11 protein-coding genes and 1 tRNA gene are annotated in these 16,921 nt (G+C 70.1%); 3 read left to right on the top strand and 9 right to left on the bottom strand.

Features of this window, described 5'->3' with window-relative positions; genetic code table 11:
* Nucleotides 1-5 precede the first annotated feature (5 nt).
* The 5 genes from RG19_RS05205 to rnr all read right to left on the bottom strand — a co-directional run bounded on the left by RG19_RS05205 (nucleotide 6) and on the right by rnr (nucleotide 8,145).
* Nucleotides 6-1,136 (bottom strand): type 1 glutamine amidotransferase domain-containing protein, encoded by a 1,131-nt coding sequence (locus RG19_RS05205; RefSeq protein ID WP_058834345.1) that lies wholly within the window; start codon nucleotides 1,134-1,136, stop codon nucleotides 6-8.
* A 142-nt stretch (nucleotides 1,137-1,278) separates the two neighbouring features.
* Nucleotides 1,279-1,593, bottom strand: coding sequence for a quaternary ammonium compound efflux SMR transporter SugE (gene sugE / locus RG19_RS05200; RefSeq protein ID WP_058834344.1), 315 nt, complete (start codon nucleotides 1,591-1,593; stop codon nucleotides 1,279-1,281).
* 136 nt (nucleotides 1,594-1,729) lie between these two features.
* Nucleotides 1,730-4,753, bottom strand: a complete 3,024-nt coding sequence (locus RG19_RS05195; protein ID WP_157515163.1) for a ligand-binding sensor domain-containing diguanylate cyclase — start codon at nucleotides 4,751-4,753, stop codon at nucleotides 1,730-1,732.
* Nucleotides 4,754-4,830: 77 nt separating this feature from the next.
* A complete protein-coding gene (gene rlmB / locus RG19_RS05190; RefSeq protein WP_058834343.1) occupies nucleotides 4,831-5,580 on the bottom strand; it encodes a 23S rRNA (guanosine(2251)-2'-O)-methyltransferase RlmB in 750 nt (249 codons plus the stop codon).
* Between the two features lie 105 nt (nucleotides 5,581-5,685).
* The gene (gene rnr, locus RG19_RS05185; RefSeq protein WP_058834342.1) at nucleotides 5,686-8,145 is read right to left on the bottom strand and encodes a ribonuclease R; all 2,460 of its coding nucleotides are present in this window, start codon (nucleotides 8,143-8,145) and stop codon (nucleotides 5,686-5,688) included.
* A 135-nt stretch (nucleotides 8,146-8,280) separates the two neighbouring features.
* Here rnr and RG19_RS05180 point away from each other — a divergent pair.
* Nucleotides 8,281-8,367 (top strand) — tRNA-Leu (locus RG19_RS05180).
* Between the two features lie 947 nt (nucleotides 8,368-9,314).
* Here the strand turns inward: RG19_RS05180 and cydX are convergent.
* Genes cydX through RG19_RS05165 form a run of 3 tightly spaced genes read right to left on the bottom strand, consistent with a single transcriptional unit; the run spans nucleotide 9,315 to nucleotide 12,251 of the window.
* Nucleotides 9,315-9,428 (bottom strand): cytochrome bd-I oxidase subunit CydX, encoded by a 114-nt coding sequence (cydX, locus tag RG19_RS05175; RefSeq protein ID WP_058834341.1) that lies wholly within the window; start codon nucleotides 9,426-9,428, stop codon nucleotides 9,315-9,317.
* Between the two features lie 57 nt (nucleotides 9,429-9,485).
* Nucleotides 9,486-10,634: a cytochrome d ubiquinol oxidase subunit II gene (gene cydB / locus RG19_RS05170; protein WP_058834340.1), complete on the bottom strand. Its 1,149-nt coding sequence runs from the start codon at nucleotides 10,632-10,634 to the stop codon at nucleotides 9,486-9,488.
* A gap of 30 nt (nucleotides 10,635-10,664) precedes the next feature.
* Nucleotides 10,665-12,251 carry a cytochrome ubiquinol oxidase subunit I gene (locus RG19_RS05165; RefSeq protein WP_058836422.1) on the bottom strand — a complete coding sequence of 529 codons (1,587 nt, stop codon included), beginning with the start codon at nucleotides 12,249-12,251 and terminating at the stop codon, nucleotides 10,665-10,667.
* Nucleotides 12,252-12,509: 258 nt separating this feature from the next.
* Here RG19_RS05165 and cydD point away from each other — a divergent pair, with 258 nt between their 5' ends.
* Entirely contained in the window at nucleotides 12,510-14,282 is a 1,773-nt protein-coding gene (gene cydD / locus RG19_RS05160) for a thiol reductant ABC exporter subunit CydD (RefSeq protein WP_058834339.1), read from the top strand.
* On the top strand, nucleotides 14,279-15,979 hold the full coding sequence (gene cydC, locus RG19_RS05155) for a thiol reductant ABC exporter subunit CydC (protein ID WP_238376589.1): 1,701 nt from the start codon (nucleotides 14,279-14,281) through the stop codon (nucleotides 15,977-15,979). The genes cydD and cydC overlap by 4 nt, the downstream gene beginning before the upstream one ends.
* Nucleotides 15,980-16,117: 138 nt before the next feature.
* Here the strand turns inward: cydC and RG19_RS05150 are convergent, their stop codons facing one another.
* On the bottom strand, nucleotides 16,118-16,882 hold the full coding sequence (locus RG19_RS05150; protein ID WP_082672485.1) for a Crp/Fnr family transcriptional regulator: 765 nt from the start codon (nucleotides 16,880-16,882) through the stop codon (nucleotides 16,118-16,120).
* Nucleotides 16,883-16,921: the final 39 nt, after the last annotated feature.

The raw sequence follows: 16,921 nt of genomic DNA, 5'->3' as shown, positions 1-16,921 counted from the left end.
ACCGCTCATCGTGTGCCGTCGATCCGTTGCAGGAGTTCGCCAGCTTGAGCGAAGTCGGGCCAGCGCACCAGCATCGGGTGCAGCACGTCCCGTGCCCGCGTCGCGTCCTCCAGCCGCCACCAGCCCTCGGCGATCGCCAGATGGAGACGCGGCTCGTCCATGTAAGGCGCCGCCAGCGCCATCACGGCCACCGCGCTCTCGATCGCCGTGGGGGACTCCGCGGCCTGCAGGTGGTAATAGCCGATCATGCCGATCAGATCGACGTGGATGTTCTCCCGGTCCGATGCCAATTCGGTCGCGACCGTATCGTCTTCGCCGTCGAGCAGCCGCTGCACCAGCGCCACGGCGCGCTCCTCGCGCCACGGTGCGCGCACGACCGGCGTCCGACCGGTCGCGCGTACGAGGGCTTCGGCGAGCGCAGGCGTGGAGTACGGGTTCTGCCCTGTGATCAGGCGCCCATCCACGACGATGCCGGACAGGACCGGCGGCACCTCTCGCCAATGCGCGCCGCGCTCGCGCATCGCATCCTCGAGGAGCCAGGGAAACGTTGCGGCCCACTTCTTTCCGAACAACGCCTCCTCCTCGTTGGTGAATCCGGTGACGGTGCGTCCGGCGACCAGCAGAGAACCGTCGTGTCGTCGCACCTCGGCCAGCGCAGCCGGCCCGTGGCAGACGGCGGCCAGCACCCCACCCTGCTCGTAGACATCCGCCATCAGGGATTGCAATGCGGTATCCACCGGCAGATCGAACATCGCGCCTTTGCCACCGACGACATAGATCGCGGCGTAATCGGCTGCCGACAGCTCGCCGGTGGCCCGGGTCGCCTGGAGCGCCGTCATCGCCGCCGCATCGGCCAGCAAGCGCGCGTTGTAGGGTGCTTCCGGATCGTAACGATCGGCAACCACGGCGCCGCCGCGAGGACTGGCGATCTCCACCTCCAGGCCGTTGTCGCGGAAAATCAGCCATGCCTGCGACAGCTCGTCGAATTCGTAGCCTGGTCGGCTACCGTCGTCGCGCCCTTCTCCACTGACCACGATCAGGACCGTGTCGGTGGTGGGCGCGGACGCGGCCTGGGCCGGGTGCGCGATCGCGACCCACAGCAGAAGGGATGAAAAAACGCCGAAACGCATGGTCATGGGCAGGCTCCTTGGAAGACGGGAGCAGCCTGCACCGACGACTTCAAGCGTTCTTCAAACCGGTACGGCGCACCCCGTCCACGGCATCGGCGTCCCCACCGATGCCGCGGAGGTGGCCCGGATGACCGGCTGCGCGGCGCGATCAGGCCGCAAGCTTGAGTCCGACCACGCCGGCCACGATCAGCGCAATGCTGAGCAGACGGCCCGGGTTGGCGGGTTCGCCGAGCACGGCGATGCCCACCAGGGCGGTACCGACCGCACCGATGCCCACCCAGACCGCATAGGCGGTGCCGAGGGGCAACCCCTTCATCGCGTGCGCGAGCAGGGCGAAGCTGACCGCCATCGCGGCGAAGGTGCCGACGGTGGGCCAGAGCCGGGTGAAACCCTCGGTGTACTTGAGACCGACCGCCCAGACGATTTCGAACAGGCCGGCGAGGAAGAGAATGGTCCAGTGCATGACGACAGTCCCGATGGATGGGGCCGTCCCCGTGCGAGCTGGAGAGGCGGGGTCGTCCCCGCGTCCTCGACTTTACGACCCGCAGTCTAGCGCTGCGTGGATCGCCTGGATGACCCCTGCGTAACCCCGTGCCGGCCTATCCGACATGGATGCGATCGCGGCCGTCGCGCTTGGCCCGGTACAGCGCCTCGTCCGCGCGCCGCAGCATCGGCGAGGGCGACGTGTCGTCGGGTTCGAGCACGGCCGTGCCCGCGCTGATCGTGACCTGCAGACCATCCACACCGCCCCAGTCGGCACGCGCGGCCAGACGTTCGCGCAGCCGGTCGAACAACGCGATCGCGTCGTCGCGGGTCGCATCGACCAGCACGATGCCGAACTCCTCGCCTCCCACACGGGCGGCGACATCCGAAGCGCGCGTCGTGGTCGCCAGCAATGCCCCGATCTCGCGCAGCACGGCATCGCCACCGGCATGGGTATGCCGATCGTTGATCGACTTGAAGTGGTCGACGTCCAGCACCAGCACGCACAACGGCTGCGGCCGGCGCCGTGCGAGCGCGAATTCGCGCTGCAGGGCCTCATCGAAACTGCGCCGGTTCGGCAGGGCGGTCAACGCATCTTCGTAGGCTTGACGTTCGAACGTATCGGACTGCGCGCGCAGTTGCTGCAACAGCTCGTTCTTCTCGCTGTCGGCCAGAAGCAACTGATCCGTCTGGGTCTTCAGCGCCGAGGTGCGGTCGTCGACGAGGCGGACCAGACGCGCGTTGGCCGCCTCGTAGCGGCGCATCTTCATTCGGTACAGCCCGAACAGCGTCAGCAGGAGCGCGACGACGGCGAGCGTCCGCACTTCCGCACGCTGCCACCACAACGGTGCGACCGAGAACTGCCAGCTGGCCTCGTCGGCGCTCCACTCGCCCTCGGGATGCGCGGCCGCGATGCGCAGGGTGTAGTCGCCCGGGGGCAGACCGACGAATTCGACCCGGCGCTGGCGATCATGCTCCATCCAGCGCGCGTCGAGACCGTCGAGCCGGGTGCGGTAGCGGATGCGCTCGGGTATCAGAAAACTCAGGCCGACGTAGGACACCGAGATCCGCGCACCGCCCGGGAGCCGGTCGCCGTCGTGCCAGTGGCGGTCCAGGCCGTCCACCCGGACCGACTCGATCGCCGGCCGCGGCGACGGCCGTTCGCTGAATCCCTGCCAGCGGCGCGGATCGACCACGCTCAGCCCCCCGGCCGTCGTCACCCAGACACTGCCGTCCGCGCGCAGGATCGCCGAAGGGCCGGAGCTGCCGTTGCCCTGCGCATTCGCCATGCCGTCGGTCTCGTCGTAACGTTCCAGCGGCAGGCGCTCCAGGCGACCGTCGGCCACCGCGTCGAGATCGTCCATCCGCGCGCGCAGCACACCCCGATTGGTGGTGATCCAGCCATTGCCCAACCGGTCGGGCACCAGTTGGAACACCGTATCCACCGGCAGCCCCTGCTCCAGCCCCACGCGCGCCAGCGTGCCGTCGCGATCCCGGTACAGGCCTCGGTCGGTCGAGATCCAGACGTCGCCACCCACCGACTGGAACCCGAACACGCTGCGCGCGCCGCTCAGGCGCTCCAGCGCGATGCGGCGGACGAGGCCCGCGCGGAGCACGCTGGCCCCTTCCACCGAGCCGATCCACAGCGCGCCATCGATCCAGGCCAGGGCGGTCACGAGGCCGGATGGCATTCCCTCCGCACGCGGGCGCGAGACGCGGCCTTCCGCGATCCGCACCGGTCCGTGCTGGGTGGCGGCCCAGACGCCGCCGGTCCCATCGACTGCGAGCGCTCGCGCATGTCCGGGCAACAGGCCGTCCGCCGCCTCGAAGCGCTGGACGACACGATCGCCGCGCAGTCGGTACACCCGGCCGCCATAGGTCCCTACCCAGAGATCGCCGGCATCATCCAGAGCCAGGCTCAATACCGAGGGCGGTACGCCGTCCTCGAGGGCGACCGGCGCGATCCGTCCATCGCGTGCCATCCGGTCCAGCCCACCCGCGCCGCCGATCCAGAGCGCGCCGTCCCGGTCCTCCAGCACCGCGCGCACATAGTCGCCGCTCAGACCGTCGCGACGAGTCCAGCGGGTGAACAGGGTTTCGCGGAATCGGAACAACCCACCGTTGGCGCCAACCCACAGGCTGCCCTCGGCATCCTCGAGCAAGGCGACGATCCGACCGGGCGGCTGCGTCGACTCGGACGGCGGCGCCTCGACGCCGTGCCGGCTCAACCTCAGCAATCCGCGGCTCTCGCTGCCGATCCAGAGGTCGCCGTGGTGATCCTGCAGCATCGATGTCAGTACGCCCTGACCCGACACCCGGTGCACCTGGCGCGGCGTATCGCCGTCCAGGCGATGGACGCCGTCGCCGGCGACCAGCCAGATCGCACCGTCGGGCGCACGGTACGGCCATGCGAGTCCGGACCCCATGCCGAAGGACGCCGGTGCCCTGCGCACCGAGCCGGACGGATCCCGCACCATCAGCCCGTCCATACCGCCGATCCAGATCCGCCCCGCATCGTCCACCGCCATCCGCGAGAAGCTCGCCCGCAGCGGGACATCGTCCGGCGGCGCGACATACTCGAAGTCGCCGTCGCCATCCAGGCGCCCCAGGCCATGGCCTTCGAACAGCAGCCACAGACGACCGTCGGCATCCATCGCCATGGCATGGATCAAGGCCTGCGGCCACCCTTCGTCCACACCGATCCAGAACCGCCATTGTCCGTCCGGAGTCCGACGACCCAGGTTGCCGCGCGAATCGCTCATCCACAGCGCGCCGGCGGGGTCGACGTACAACGCGCCGACCCCGTTGTCGGGCAGGGCCGGCTCGCTGGTCGCCCGGCTGTAGACGGTGAAATCCAGGCCGTCGTAGCGCACCAGCCCTTCCCATGTGGCCAGCCACAGATAGCCGTCGGGGGTCTGGGCCACGTCGCGGATCGAGTTGTGCGGCAGGCCCTGGCGCGATGTCCAGCGATCGACCACGTAATCGCGCAGCGGCGGCGCACCGGTGGGATCCGGATCCCCTGCGCCAACCGTCTGGCCCGCGGCACGCAGGGCGGAAGCCGGGGCAGCCAACAGGGCAATGAGTAGCAGCACGGCCACCCAGGCGGCCGCCAGCCGGGACGGCGCGCCCCTGACGCGCATCCACGCGAGTGCCTCGCATCCGCACGGGGTCATGACAGCGACCGGCCGCAGGACATCATCACCTGGCTCCGTCGACGTCAGCCGGGCTGACGCTGACGCACCGCCTCGAACAATGCCACGCCGGTCGCCACCGACACGTTGAGGCTCTCGAACCCGCCGGGCATGGGAATCCCCACCAGACCGTCGCAGTGCTCCCGGGTCAGACGACGCAGGCCGTCGGCCTCGCCTCCGAGCACCAGAGCGACATTGCCGCGCAGATCCAGCCCGTAGAGCGACTGCTCCGCGTCGCCGGCCAGGCCGTAGATCCAGACGCCGAGCTTCTGCAGGTCGCGCAGGATCCGCGCGAGGTTGGTGGCCCGGATCACCGGCACCGTATCGGCCGCGCCCGCCGAGGTCTTGCGCACGGTGGCGGTAACCTGGACCGCCTTGTCCTTGGGGATGATCACCGCGGTCGCACCCGCCGCCGCGGCGCTGCGCAAGCAGGCGCCCAGGTTGTGCGGGTCCTGCACGCCGTCGAGCACCAGCACCAGGGCGCGCCCCCCGGCGGCTTCCAGCAGGCCGGGCAGATCCTGTTCCTCGTAGGTCCGCGCGGCGGCATAGCGCGCGGCGGCGCCCTGGTGGCGCAGGCCGCCGGCGACGCCGTCGAGCGCCTGCTGGGTCACCCGCCGGACATCGATGCCGCGTCGCCGCGCTTCGCCCTCGATGGCGACCACCCGAGGATTCTTCGCGCCCGCTTCGAGCAGGACCTCACGGACATTGTCGGCGTCGTGCTCGACGGCCGCCGCCACGGCGTTGATGCCGGCGATCCACTGGTTCTGCTTGCTCATTCGGGGCGTATCGGAGGGAATCGGACGCCTATTGTAAAGCGCCCGTCCCGGCGACTCGGAATCGGGGCGGAGGAACGACCCGCCGCCCCCGGCGGGTGCGGACCGCTAGTACTTCTGCTTGGTGCGCTTGGCCGGTTTGCCCCGCGATGGCGGCGCCTTCGGGCCACGCGGCTCGCCGACCAGGCCGAAGTCGATCTTGCGCTCTTCCAGGCTGGCCTTGAGCACCCGCACGTGCAGCCGGTCGCCGAGCCGGAAGGCACGCCCGGTGCGCTCGCCGGTCAGCAGTTTGCGCACCGGGTCGAAGTGGTAGAAGTCGTGCGGCAGCTGGGTCACGTGGATCAGGCCGTTGACCTTCGACTGGTCGAGCTCGACGAACAGCCCGAAGCTGGTCACGCCGCTGATCACGCCCTCGAACTCGCCGCCGACGTGCTGCTCCATCCATGCCGCGCGGTAGCGCTCGTCCACCTCGCGTTCGGCCTCGTCGGCGCGCCGCGCACGCTCCGAGCACTGCAGCGCGAGCGAGGCCATGTCCGAGGTCGAATAACGGAACGCGCCCGGCTTCTTCTTCGACAACGCATGTTTGATCGCGCGATGCACGAGCAGATCCGGATAGCGGCGGATCGGCGAGGTGAAGTGCGAGTACGCCTCCAGCGCCAGACCGAAATGGCCGATGTTCTCCGCCGAGTACACCGCCAGGCTCTGGCTGCGCAGCAGGACGGATTCGAGCAGGGCCGCGTCGGGGCGCTCGCGTACCTTCGCCAGCAACTGGGTGAAGTCCTTGGGCCGCACCTTGCTCCAGGCCGGCATCCGCAGGTTGAACTCCTTCAGGAACTCCAGCAGGTCGGCGTACTTGGATTCCGGCGGCTTGTCGTGGATGCGGTACATGCCCGGCACGTCGGAGCCGAGCAGGAACTTCGCGGCTTCGACATTCGCCGCGATCATGCACTCCTCGATGAGCTTGTGCGCATCGTTGCGCAGCAGCATGCCGGCCTGGACCACCTCGCCGCGGTTGTCGAGGACGAAGCGCACCTCCGAGGTCTCGAACTCGATCGCGCCACGCTTGGTGCGCGCCTTCGACAGCACCTTGTACAACTGGTGCAGATGACGCAGCTGCGGCATCAGCGCGTCGCCCACCTGCGCCTGGGCATCCGGGTCGTCCTCGCCGACCGCCTGCCAGACCTGGGTATAGGTCAAGCGCGCGTGCGAATGCATCACCGCTTCGTAGAACTCGGAGGTCTGCACCGTACCGTCGCGTCCGACCTGCATGTCGCACACGAAGCACAATCGATCCACCTGCGGGCGCAGCGAACAGATGCCGTTGGACAGCGTTTCCGGCAGCATCGGCACCACGAAACCGGGGAAGTAGACGCTGGTCGCACGCAGCTGCGCCTCGTCGTCGAGCGGCGCGCCGGGCGTCACGTAATGCGAGACGTCGGCGATCGCCACCACCAGGCGGAAGCCGTCGCGGTTGGGCTCGCACCACACCGCGTCGTCGAAATCCTTCGCATCCTCGCCATCGATGGTCACCAGCGGCAGCCGGCGCAGATCGCGGCGTGCATTCGCGGTCTGCGCATCGACCGCCATCGGGATCGCGGTCGCCTCGTCGAGCACGGCCTGCGGAAACTCGTGCGGCAGCTCGTGGCCGTGGATCGCGGCCTCGACCACCAGCGACGGCGTCAGCGCATCGCCAAGTACCGCCAGCACCCGGCCGATCGGCGGCCGTCGCGCATCACCGGGCTGGGCGATCTCGCAGACCACCAACTGACCGTGCTCGGCGTTGTTGCGGGCATCCTGCGGCACCTGCACGTTGCGCTGGATACGGCGATCGTCGGGGACGACGAAGCTGATCCCGGATTCGATGGTGAAGCGGCCGATCAGCCGGTTGAGTCGGCGCTCGAGCACTTCCACGATCGCGCCTTCGCGACGGCCGCGCCGGTCCATGCCGGTCACGCTGGCCATCGCGCGGTCACCATGCATGACCTTGCGCATTTCGCCGGGGGGCAGGAACAGATCGTCGCCGGCCCCGGTATCCGGGCGCAGGAAGCCGAAGCCATCGGGGTTGGCGATCACGGTGCCGGGGATCAGGTCGAGCCGCTCGACCGGCACGAAACCGCCACGCCGGTTCTGCAGCAGCTGTCCGTCGCGGACCATCGCGCCCAGGCGCTTGCCCAGCGCGTCGAAACGGTCCGGCGCGGTGAGCTCGAAGTGTGCGGCCAGTTCGTCGGCGGTCTGCGGACCGTCGGCCTCGCCCAGCCGCAGCAGGATCGCCTCCCGGCTGACGATGGGATTGGCGTAGCGGTCGGCTTCGCGCTCGGCCTGCGGATCGTGGAAGCGCGCCGCGCCGCGCCGTGGCGCCTTGGCAGGCCTGGCGTCGCCGGTGCGCGGCGACGGGGTCGAGGCCGTCGGCATCCACGCCGGTAGCGCCGGCTTCGCGCCGGCCTTGCCGGGACCGGCCTTGCGGCGTGCCGGACCGGTCTGACCGGCCTTGGATTTCGGGGGAGTTCCGGTCTTGGCCGGGGCGTTGCCTGGGCGCTTGGCGCCGCGCTTGCTGGGAGTTTTTGCCATGCCGCGATGGTACAGCCCACCTGTCCGACACGCCGTGATGCATCGGCGCGGAGGTTCACCGCGCGCAAGATGACGCGACGGAAAAAAACCGTTGACAAGGCAGGGACTGCAACGCAACATACGCGCCTCGCCGATGCCCAGGTGGCGGAATTGGTAGACGCACTAGCTTCAGGTGCTAGCGGGGGCAACTCCGTGGAGGTTCGAGTCCTCTCCTGGGCACCATCGGTCGACATCGAGACGACTACCACGTCTCAACGATGACAAGGAACCCCGCTCACGCGGGGTTTTTTGTGTCTGCGCGTCGGGGATGTGCGTGCGGTGCCGGGTGACGGTGGCTCGTTCAGTACCGCGAACAGCGCCTTGCTTCGTGCTTTCTCCTGCGATTGATGCGCGTGACGGAACTGCATCGCCCTGTGCCGTCGCGAATCTGTGCCCATGCGTTCTTTCATCATGAAGAAAAGCAGGTGGGTGTGTGGGCTTCGGAGGGAGCGGCGTCGCAGCCGGGGCATGCTCCTCGGCTCGGTCAGACATCCATGTCTGACTCGCCGCCGTAGGCCATCCCTGGCCTGCTCTCCGCATACCCCGGCCGCGACGCCGCGTCGGCCAGTCACTGGCGCGGCTTCGTTCTTGCCGATGATCGAAGCATCGCTGCGAACGTTGAGGTGAGCCGTGCCCAGGCGGCCGGGTATCGCGTACAGCGCGCCATGGATGGCGCGCGCCCGAGTCAGGGCAGGATGCCCTGTCGAGGGAAGAGCGATACCCGACCGCCTGGGCGCGGCGTCCTGATTGAGCCCACACCACGCGACCCCGCCCCCTTTGAGTCACGCGAATCGTCGAGAAACCTTTTTTTCGGCGCGACCTGACGAGCCCCGCCGGAACCGGTGGCCTCCTCGGCGAAGTCAAGGAGGAGGCCACCGGTTCCGGCGGGGCTTCGGCCTGCGGAACGTGAGGACCGCGAGGGTCGTGCCGAACTGCCGCCGGCTTCCCGAAGGACCGCGAAGTTGGTGGCGCCGGGAGGGCCTCGCGTCTTCCCTTCGACACCCGACAGTCGATCGTTCCGGCAATCCTGCAGTCCCTGCCCTCGACCCGGACAGGAACGTCTTCGTCGCTCCTCAACGCAGAAGACCCCGCACATGCGGGGCCCTCAGCGTGACGCGTCCTGCAGATCGTCAGTCCTCGCGGTGGTCCTCGCGCGCCAGCTCGCGCATCTCGAACCACATGCCGTTGAGGATGGCGAAGGTGGCGGCCAGGCCGACACCGAGAATCCAGGAGAAGTACCACATGGCGTGCGACCTCCTTTCGGTCGTGATCGGATCGAGCGCGCGGCTCGGCAAGCGGGCTCAGTAAGCGTTCGGGGTGTCGTCGACGGTGGCCTCGGTGACCTTGCCGCGCAGGACGCGGTACACCCAGGCGGTGTAGACCACGATCAGCGGCAGGAACACCGCCGTAGCGATCAGCATGATCCACAGCGTGAGGTGGCTGCTGGACGCGTCCCACAGCGTCAGGCTGGCGCCGGGCTGGATCGACGACGGCAGCAGGAACGGGAAGATCGCGAACCCGACGGTGAGGATCACCCCGGCCAGCGACGCCGCCGAGGCCAGGAACGCGGCCATGCCCTGCCGGCGCCACAGGAAGAACGCCGCGCCCAGCGCGCCCAGCGTGCCGGCAGCAGGCGCCAGCCAGGTCGCCGGCATCGCCGCGTAGTTGCGCATCCACAGCCCGTCGCCCTGCGCCACCGTCTTCAGCAGCGGATTCGATGCGGCCGCGCCGTCCACCGCGGAGGTCACCTGGTAGCCGCCGATGCCGGTCGCGATCCACACCCCCGCCAGCACGAACAGCACCGCGCCGACCAGCGCGGCCGCGCTGCCGTAGCGGGCGGCGCGTGCCGCGATCGCGCCTTCGGTCTTGATCACCAGCATGCCGGCGCCGTGGGCGACCAGCAGCGCCACGCTGACCAGGCCGGCCAGCAGCGCGAACGGGGTGAGCAGGCCGAAGAAGCCGCCGGCGTAGACCGGGCGCAACTCGGGGGTGAAGCCGAACGGCACGCCCAGCAGCACGTTGCCCACCGCGACGCCGAAGATCAGTGCCGGCACTGCGCCGCCGACGAACAGCGCCCAGTCCCAGGTCGCCTTCCAGCGCGTGTCCTCCACCTTGCCGCGGAACTTGAAGCCCACCGGCCGCAGGATCAGCGCGAACAGGATCACGAACATCGCCAGGTAGAACCCTGAGAAGCTCACCGCGTACAGCGGCGGAAACGCGGCGAAGATCGCGCCGCCACCCAGGACCAGCCAGACCTGGTTGCCTTCCCACACCGGGCCGATGGTGTTGACCACGATCCGGCGCTCGATGTCCGTACGGGCCACGAACGGCAGCAGCGCGCCCACGCCCAGGTCGAAGCCGTCCATGACCGCGAAGCCGATCAGCAGCACGCCCAGCAGCAGCCACCAGACCACCCGCAGCGTGGCGTAGTCGAGAGGGATGAATTCCATGACGTGTCGTCCTCGAGGATCGGGGCGCGCTCAGGCGCGGGAAGGAGGCAGCGGCGACAGCACCCGCGGCGGGTCGTCGACGGGCGGCGGCGGCGGCGCGAACGCGTCCGGCCCCTTGCGGATCGCCTTGAGCATCAGCTTCACCTCCACCACCAGCAGCACGGTGTAGATCAGGACGAAGCCGGTCAGCGAGATCAGGATGTCGTGCAGCGCCAGCCCTGAAACCGCATAGAACGTCGGCAACACGCCCTCGATCGCCCACGGCTGGCGGCCGTATTCGGCCACGAACCAGCCGCATTCCGATGCGATCCACGGCAGCGGCAGACTCCACAGCGCCGCCCACAGGAACCAGCGTCGCTGCTCGATCCGCCCGGTGCTCACCAGCCAGAAGGCGGCCATGAAGAAGGCGATGAAGTAGAACCCGAGCCCGGCCATCACCCGGAACGTCCAGAACAGCGGCGCCACCCGCGGCACGGTGTCCATCGCCGCCATCGAGATCTCCTCCTCGGTGGCGTCGGCGATGTCCTCGCGGTAACGCTTGAGCAGCAGACCGTGGCCGAGGTCGGCCCAGTGCAGGTCGAAGGCGGCGCGGGCCTGGGCGTCGTCGCGGTGCTCGCGGATCTGTTCGAGCGCGGCGTAGGCGAGCTGGCCGCCGCGGATGCGGTGCTCGGCGCGCTCGACCAGCTCGAGAATGCCGGGGATCTCGCCATCGAGCGAGCGCGTGGCGATGACGCCCATCAGCCACGGAATCTTGACCTCGAAGCGGTTGCGCTGCTCGGCCTGGTCCGGCAGGCCGAACGCGGTGAAGCCGGCCGGCGCGGGCTCGGTGTGCCACATGCCCTCGATCACCGCCAGCTTCATCTTCTGGTGCTCGGTGGCGGCGTAGCCGCTCTCGTCGCCCAGCACCACCACGCTCAGCGCCGCGGCCAGGCCGAAGCTGGCCGCCACCGCGATCGAGCGTCGCGCCATCTCGCGGTGCTTGCCGCGCAGCAGGTACAGCGCGCTGATCGACATCACGAAGATCGCGCCGGTCACGTAGCCGGCCGACACCGTGTGCACGAACTTGGCCTGCGCCACCGGGTTCATCAGCACCGCGACGAAATCCACGATCTCCATGCGCATCGTGTCCGGGTTGAACACCGCGCCCACCGGGTTCTGCATCCAGCCGTTGGCGACCAGGATCCACAGCGCCGAGAAGTTGGCGCCCAGCGCCACCAGCCAGGTCACCACCAGGTGCTGGACCCGGGTCATCCGGTTCCAGCCGAAGAAGAACAGGCCGATGAAGGTGGCCTCGAGGAAGAACGCCATCAGCCCCTCGATCGCCAGCGGCGCCCCGAAGATGTCGCCGACGTAGTGGCTGTAGTAGGCCCAGTTCATGCCGAACTGGAACTCCATGACGATGCCGGTCGCCACGCCCATCGCGAAGTTGATGCCGAACAGCACGCCCCAGAACAACGTCATCCGCCGCCAGACGTCGCGTCCGGTCATCACGTAGATGCTCTCCATGATCGCCATCAGCAACGAGAGCCCGAGCGTGAGCGGCACGAACAGGAAGTGGTACATCGCGGTCAGCGCGAACTGCAGGCGCGACAGTTCGACGACGGTCATGTCAATCACGGCGGTGTCCACACGGAAACGATGTGCGCATTCTCGCGACCGCCCGCACCTGCGCGCATTGATCGTGATCAATGCCGCGCCCCCGTTCCAGATGTACGCTGCGGGGCCGACCTCGCGGCCGCCCGGAGCATGCCGATCGGCCTGTTCGGGCGGTCCCGGCCGCCACGACCCGGCGCCCGACGCCCGACGCCCGCGGGACGTGGCGACTACAATGAGCGCGCTGCCCCGCACGACGATTTCCGCCTCGCACACTTTTCGATGGACGACACGCTCGCGGCGGACACGCTGCCGCCTCCCGCCGCTTCGCGCGCAGACCAGCTCCGCCGCCTCGACGCCCTCGCATCGCCCGTCCGCGGCACGCTGCGCATGGCGGCGACCTGCACGGTGGCGGCCGGCTGGCTGTTGGTGCCGCAGGCGGCGCTGATCGCGTGGCTGATCCAGCAGGGTTTCGTCGACAGCGCCGCGCCCCAGGCCCTGGTGCCTGCGCTCGCCGCGCTGCTGGTCATCGGCCTGATCCGGGCCGTACTGGCCTTCGGCGCACGCCGCTGCGCCGACGCCGCGACCACCGCCCTGCGCACCGACCTGCGCAAGCAACTGGCGCGGCGCGTGCTCGCCGCCGGCGCCCCCTGGCTGCGACGCCAGCGCAGCGGCGCGCTGAGCGAACTCACCGGCACCCATGTCGATGCGCTGGAGGGCTACTTCGGCGGCTACGCACTCGTGCGGGTGGAGACGGTGCTGGTACCGCTGGCGATCCTGGCCGTGGCGTTCTCGCAGGATCTCGTGGTCGGCGCGGTGCTGTTGCTGACCATGCCGCTGGTGCCGGTGTTCATGATGCTGGTCGGCTGGGGGGCGGAGGCGGCCAGCCGACGCCAGTTGCGGGCCCTGGCACGCATGGGCGGCCATTTCGCCGACCGGTTGCGCGGACTCGGTCTGATCCGTCTGTGCGGGCGCGGCGAGGCCGAGCTCGACGGCATCCGTCAGGCTGCGGAGGGGCTGCGCGAACGCACGCTCAAGGTCCTGCGACTGGCGTTCCTTTCTTCTGCGGTTCTCGAATTCTTCGCCTCGGTCAGCGTGGCGGTGATCGCACTGTATCTGGGGCTGAGCTATCTCGGCCTGATCGACCTGCGCGGCGGTGCCGCCCTGCCGCTGGGCACCGGCGTGTTTCTCTTGCTGCTCGCGCCCGAGTTCTATGCGCCGATGCGGCGGCTGGCGGCGCACTACCACGACCGCGCCGGCGCACTGGCGGCACTCGAGGAGATCGAGCAGGCACTGGCGGCGGGCCGCGGCATGGACCGACCGGGCGCGGTTGCCGATCCGGAGCAGGCGCTCCGACACGCCGGCCGGGCGGACGCATCGCATCCCCGAGCGCACCCGATCGCCACCCGGACCGTGGACACGACGCGGGCGGCGGCCATCTCGCTCGACCGGCTCGGCGTGCGCTACCCCGGCGCCACGCGCGATGCGTTGTCGGACCTGTCGTTGACCATCGCGGCCGGCGAATACGTCGCGCTGGCCGGCGGTAGCGGCAGCGGCAAGAGCACGCTGCTGGAAACGATCGCGGGCTGGCATGTGCCGAGCGAGGGCCGTCTCGCCGTCACCCCGCAGGACAGCCGCATCGGCTATGCGCCGCAACGACCGTTCCTGTTCCACGGCAGCATTGCCGACAACCTGCGCATCGCCCGCCCCGATGCCGACGATGCCGCCCTCCGCGATTCGGCCGAGGCCGCGCGGGTGATGCGGTTCGCCGCCTGCCTGCCCGACGGCCTGGACACGGTGATCGGCGAACGCGGCTTCGGCCTCTCCGGCGGCGAGGCCCGTCGGATCGCGCTGGCGCGCCTGTTCCTGCGCGCCCCCGCGCTGGCCCTGCTCGACGAGCCCACCGCCTTCCTCGACCCCGACACCGAACGCTCGGTGCTCGACGCGCTGGCGGACTTCGCACGCGGCCGCACCGTCATCGTCGCCACCCACAGCGATGTCGCGCTGGCCGCGGCCGGACGCGTCGTCCGGCTCGACGACGGAGAACGGTCATGAGCGCCCGCCGTGATCGCCCCGGCCCGGGCGTCGGCACAGGCATGGGCGCGGCGACCGTCTTCGCCCGCCACCGCTATGCGATCGTCCTGGCGATTGTGCTGCTGGCGGTGACGATGGCCGCCGGCACCGGGCTGCTGGCGCTGTCCGGCCACTTCCTGACCGCCGCCGCGCTGGCCGGCGGCATCGCGTCGGGCTTCAACTTCTTCGGCCCGTCCGCCGGTATCCGCGCACTGACCTTCGTGCGCATCGTGTCGCGCTACGGCGAGAAACTCTTCGGGCACGACGTGACCCTGCGCCTGGCGCGCGATCTCCGGGTGTGGTTCTTCGCGCGTGCGCTGCCTCTGGCGCCGCTGGGGCTGGGCCGCGAGCGCATGGGCGATCTGCTGGCACGCCTGGTCGCCGACATCGAGACCGCGGACGGTCTGCTGGTCCGCGCACTCGGCCCGTTGCTGGCACTGGCCGCCATCGTCGCCGTCGTCGTCGCGGTCGCGGCATTGGTGCTGCCGGCCGCCGCCCTGTGCCTGCTGCTGGCCGCGCTGTCGATCGGCATCGGCGTACCGCTGGCGACCGCCTGGGGCGCGCGCGATGCCGAACGCGCACGCGCCGCCGCGCGTGCGGCGTTGCGGCAGTCCCTCCAGGAAGGTGTCGAAGGCGCCGCCGACCTGATCGCCCTGGACGCCGTCGCCGGCCAACTCGCCCGGATCGACGCGGACGCAGACGCGCTGGCCCGCCGCGAGACCCGGCTGCAGCGCCGACTCTCCCTGGCCGGTGGCCTGCACGCGCTCGTGGTCGCGCTCGCCCTGCCCGTGCTGCTGTGGCTGCTGCTCGACGCCCACGCCGCCGATCGCATCGGCGCCGCCGCCGCGGCCGGTCTCCTGTTCGCCGGCATCGCGGTGTTCGAACTCGCCGCCGGCATCGGCCAGTCCTGGCAGGCTCTGCGCGCGGCACGGGCATCGCTGGCACGGCTGGACGACATCGCACTGCGCACACCGGCGGCGGACTCGCCGGAGCAGGCGACCGACCTGCCCGCGCACGGGATGCTGCACCTGTCGGATGTCCGCTTCGACTGGGGCGGGGCCGCGCCCCGGCGCGTACTCGACGGCATCGACCTGAAACTGCCGCCAGGACGGCGCATCGCCATCGTCGGCGACAGCGGCGCCGGCAAGTCCTCGCTGATGGCGTTGTTGCTGCGTCTGCGCGACCCCGATGGCGGCCGCATCGCTTTCGGCGGCGTCGACCTGCGCGACGCCTCGCTCGACGACTGGCACCGCCGGCTGGCCTGGCTGCCCCAGGACGCACCGGTGTTCGCCGGCAGCGTGCGCGACAACCTGCTCCTGGGTGCGGACGCTGCCGACGATGCACGCCTGTGGAGCGTGCTCGACGCGGTGCGCTTGGGCGAGGCGGTGCGCGCCCTGCCCGACGGATTGGACGGCTGGATCGACGAAGGCGGCGGCAGTCTGTCGGGCGGGCAGTCGCGGCGGTTGGCGCTGGCGCGCGCCCTGCTGCGCGACGCGCCGATCCTGCTGCTGGACGAGCCCACCGAGGGTCTCGACGTCGACACCGCGCACGCCCTGCTGCGCGATCTGGCCCGGCTGGCCGAAGGGCGCAGCGTCCTGATGATCAGCCACGACACGCTGCCCGAGGGCGTCGTGCATGCGCGCTACCGGCTGCGCGACGGCCAGTTGCTCGAAGACTGACGTTCGACCGCGGCCCGGATGCGGGGTGCAGGATGCGGCATCGCCGAACGCGCCCGACGCCCTGGACGCGAGACCTGCGACCGGGCGCCGGAGGAAAGACACCGGATGAGAATCCGGCGTTGCCGGTACGACGCCGGATCAGGCCCCCGGCGCGGCCAGCGCACGCAGCCGATCGGGCGCGTGCAGCGCAATGCGGTGCGGATCGTCGAAACGCACCGCATCGTCGCGCCGCAGGCGGGTGAAACTGCGGCTGACCGTCTCCACCGTCAATCCGAGATGGTCGGCGATATCGACCCGGGTCATCGGCAGATCCACCCAGCCACGCGCGCCGCCGCGCGGGTGCTGCCGATCGGCCATGTGCAGCAGGAAGCCCGCCAGGCGCTCCAGCGGCGTCATCCGCGCCAGCGTCATCAGATTGGCGCGGGTGGCGTCGAGCTCCTCGCAAGCATGTCCGAGCAGACCGGACTCCAGCGCCGGATGACGCGCGCACAGCGCGCGCATGTCCTGCAGGGGAAACGCGCACAGCACCGTATCGGTGATCGCTTCGATGGTGTGGCGATGGCGGGCCGATCCGGTCAGGCCGATGAAGTCGCCAGTCAGCAGGAAGCCGGCGACCAGCCTGCGGCCGTCCGGCAGCAGGCGCACCTGCCGCAACATGCCCGCGGTGAGCGTGTAGACCTCGCGCCGCGGCGCCCCTTCGCGCGCCAGCGTCGCACCGGCCGGCAGGCGCAGTCGTCCGGCGACGGCTTCGAGGTCGTGGGTGTCCTCGGCCGGCAGCGAGGCGCATACCGCAAGATGCCGCGTCAGGCAGCCGCGACACCCAGTATGCGGTTCGCGATGCGGGACGTCCGGCAAGCGGCGCGGTCCCTCCGCCACGGCATGCAGGCGAGCGCGGGTCCTCATGGTGGGGGCTCCTTGTACATGCGGATTTTAACGCACACG

Origin of the sequence: Luteimonas abyssi, assembly GCF_001482195.1 — a bacterium.
GTDB lineage: Bacteria > Pseudomonadota > Gammaproteobacteria > Xanthomonadales > Xanthomonadaceae > Luteimonas > Luteimonas abyssi.
Note: the sequence above shows the minus strand (reverse complement) of the source record. Positions and strands in the feature narration are given on the sequence as shown.

Bases quoted from the DNA above. Each gene is read 5' to 3' on its own strand.
- RG19_RS05195 (WP_157515163.1), bottom strand. From the start codon at position 4,753: ATGCGCGTCAGGGGCGCGCCGTCCCGGCTGGCGGCCGCCTGGGTGGCC.
- rnr (WP_058834342.1), bottom strand. From the start codon at position 8,145: ATGGCAAAAACTCCCAGCAAGCGCGGCGCCAAGCGCCCAGGCAACGCC.
- rlmB (WP_058834343.1), bottom strand. From the start codon at position 5,580: ATGAGCAAGCAGAACCAGTGGATCGCCGGCATCAACGCCGTGGCGGCG.
- sugE (WP_058834344.1), bottom strand. From the start codon at position 1,593: ATGCACTGGACCATTCTCTTCCTCGCCGGCCTGTTCGAAATCGTCTGG.
- RG19_RS05150 (WP_082672485.1), bottom strand. From the start codon at position 16,882: ATGAGGACCCGCGCTCGCCTGCATGCCGTGGCGGAGGGACCGCGCCGC.
- cydC (WP_238376589.1), top strand. From the start codon at position 14,279: ATGAGCGCCCGCCGTGATCGCCCCGGCCCGGGCGTCGGCACAGGCATG.
- cydX (WP_058834341.1), bottom strand. From the start codon at position 9,428: ATGTGGTACTTCTCCTGGATTCTCGGTGTCGGCCTGGCCGCCACCTTC.
- cydD (WP_058834339.1), top strand. From the start codon at position 12,510: ATGGACGACACGCTCGCGGCGGACACGCTGCCGCCTCCCGCCGCTTCG.
- cydB (WP_058834340.1), bottom strand. From the start codon at position 10,634: ATGGAATTCATCCCTCTCGACTACGCCACGCTGCGGGTGGTCTGGTGG.
- RG19_RS05205 (WP_058834345.1), bottom strand. From the start codon at position 1,136: ATGACCATGCGTTTCGGCGTTTTTTCATCCCTTCTGCTGTGGGTCGCG.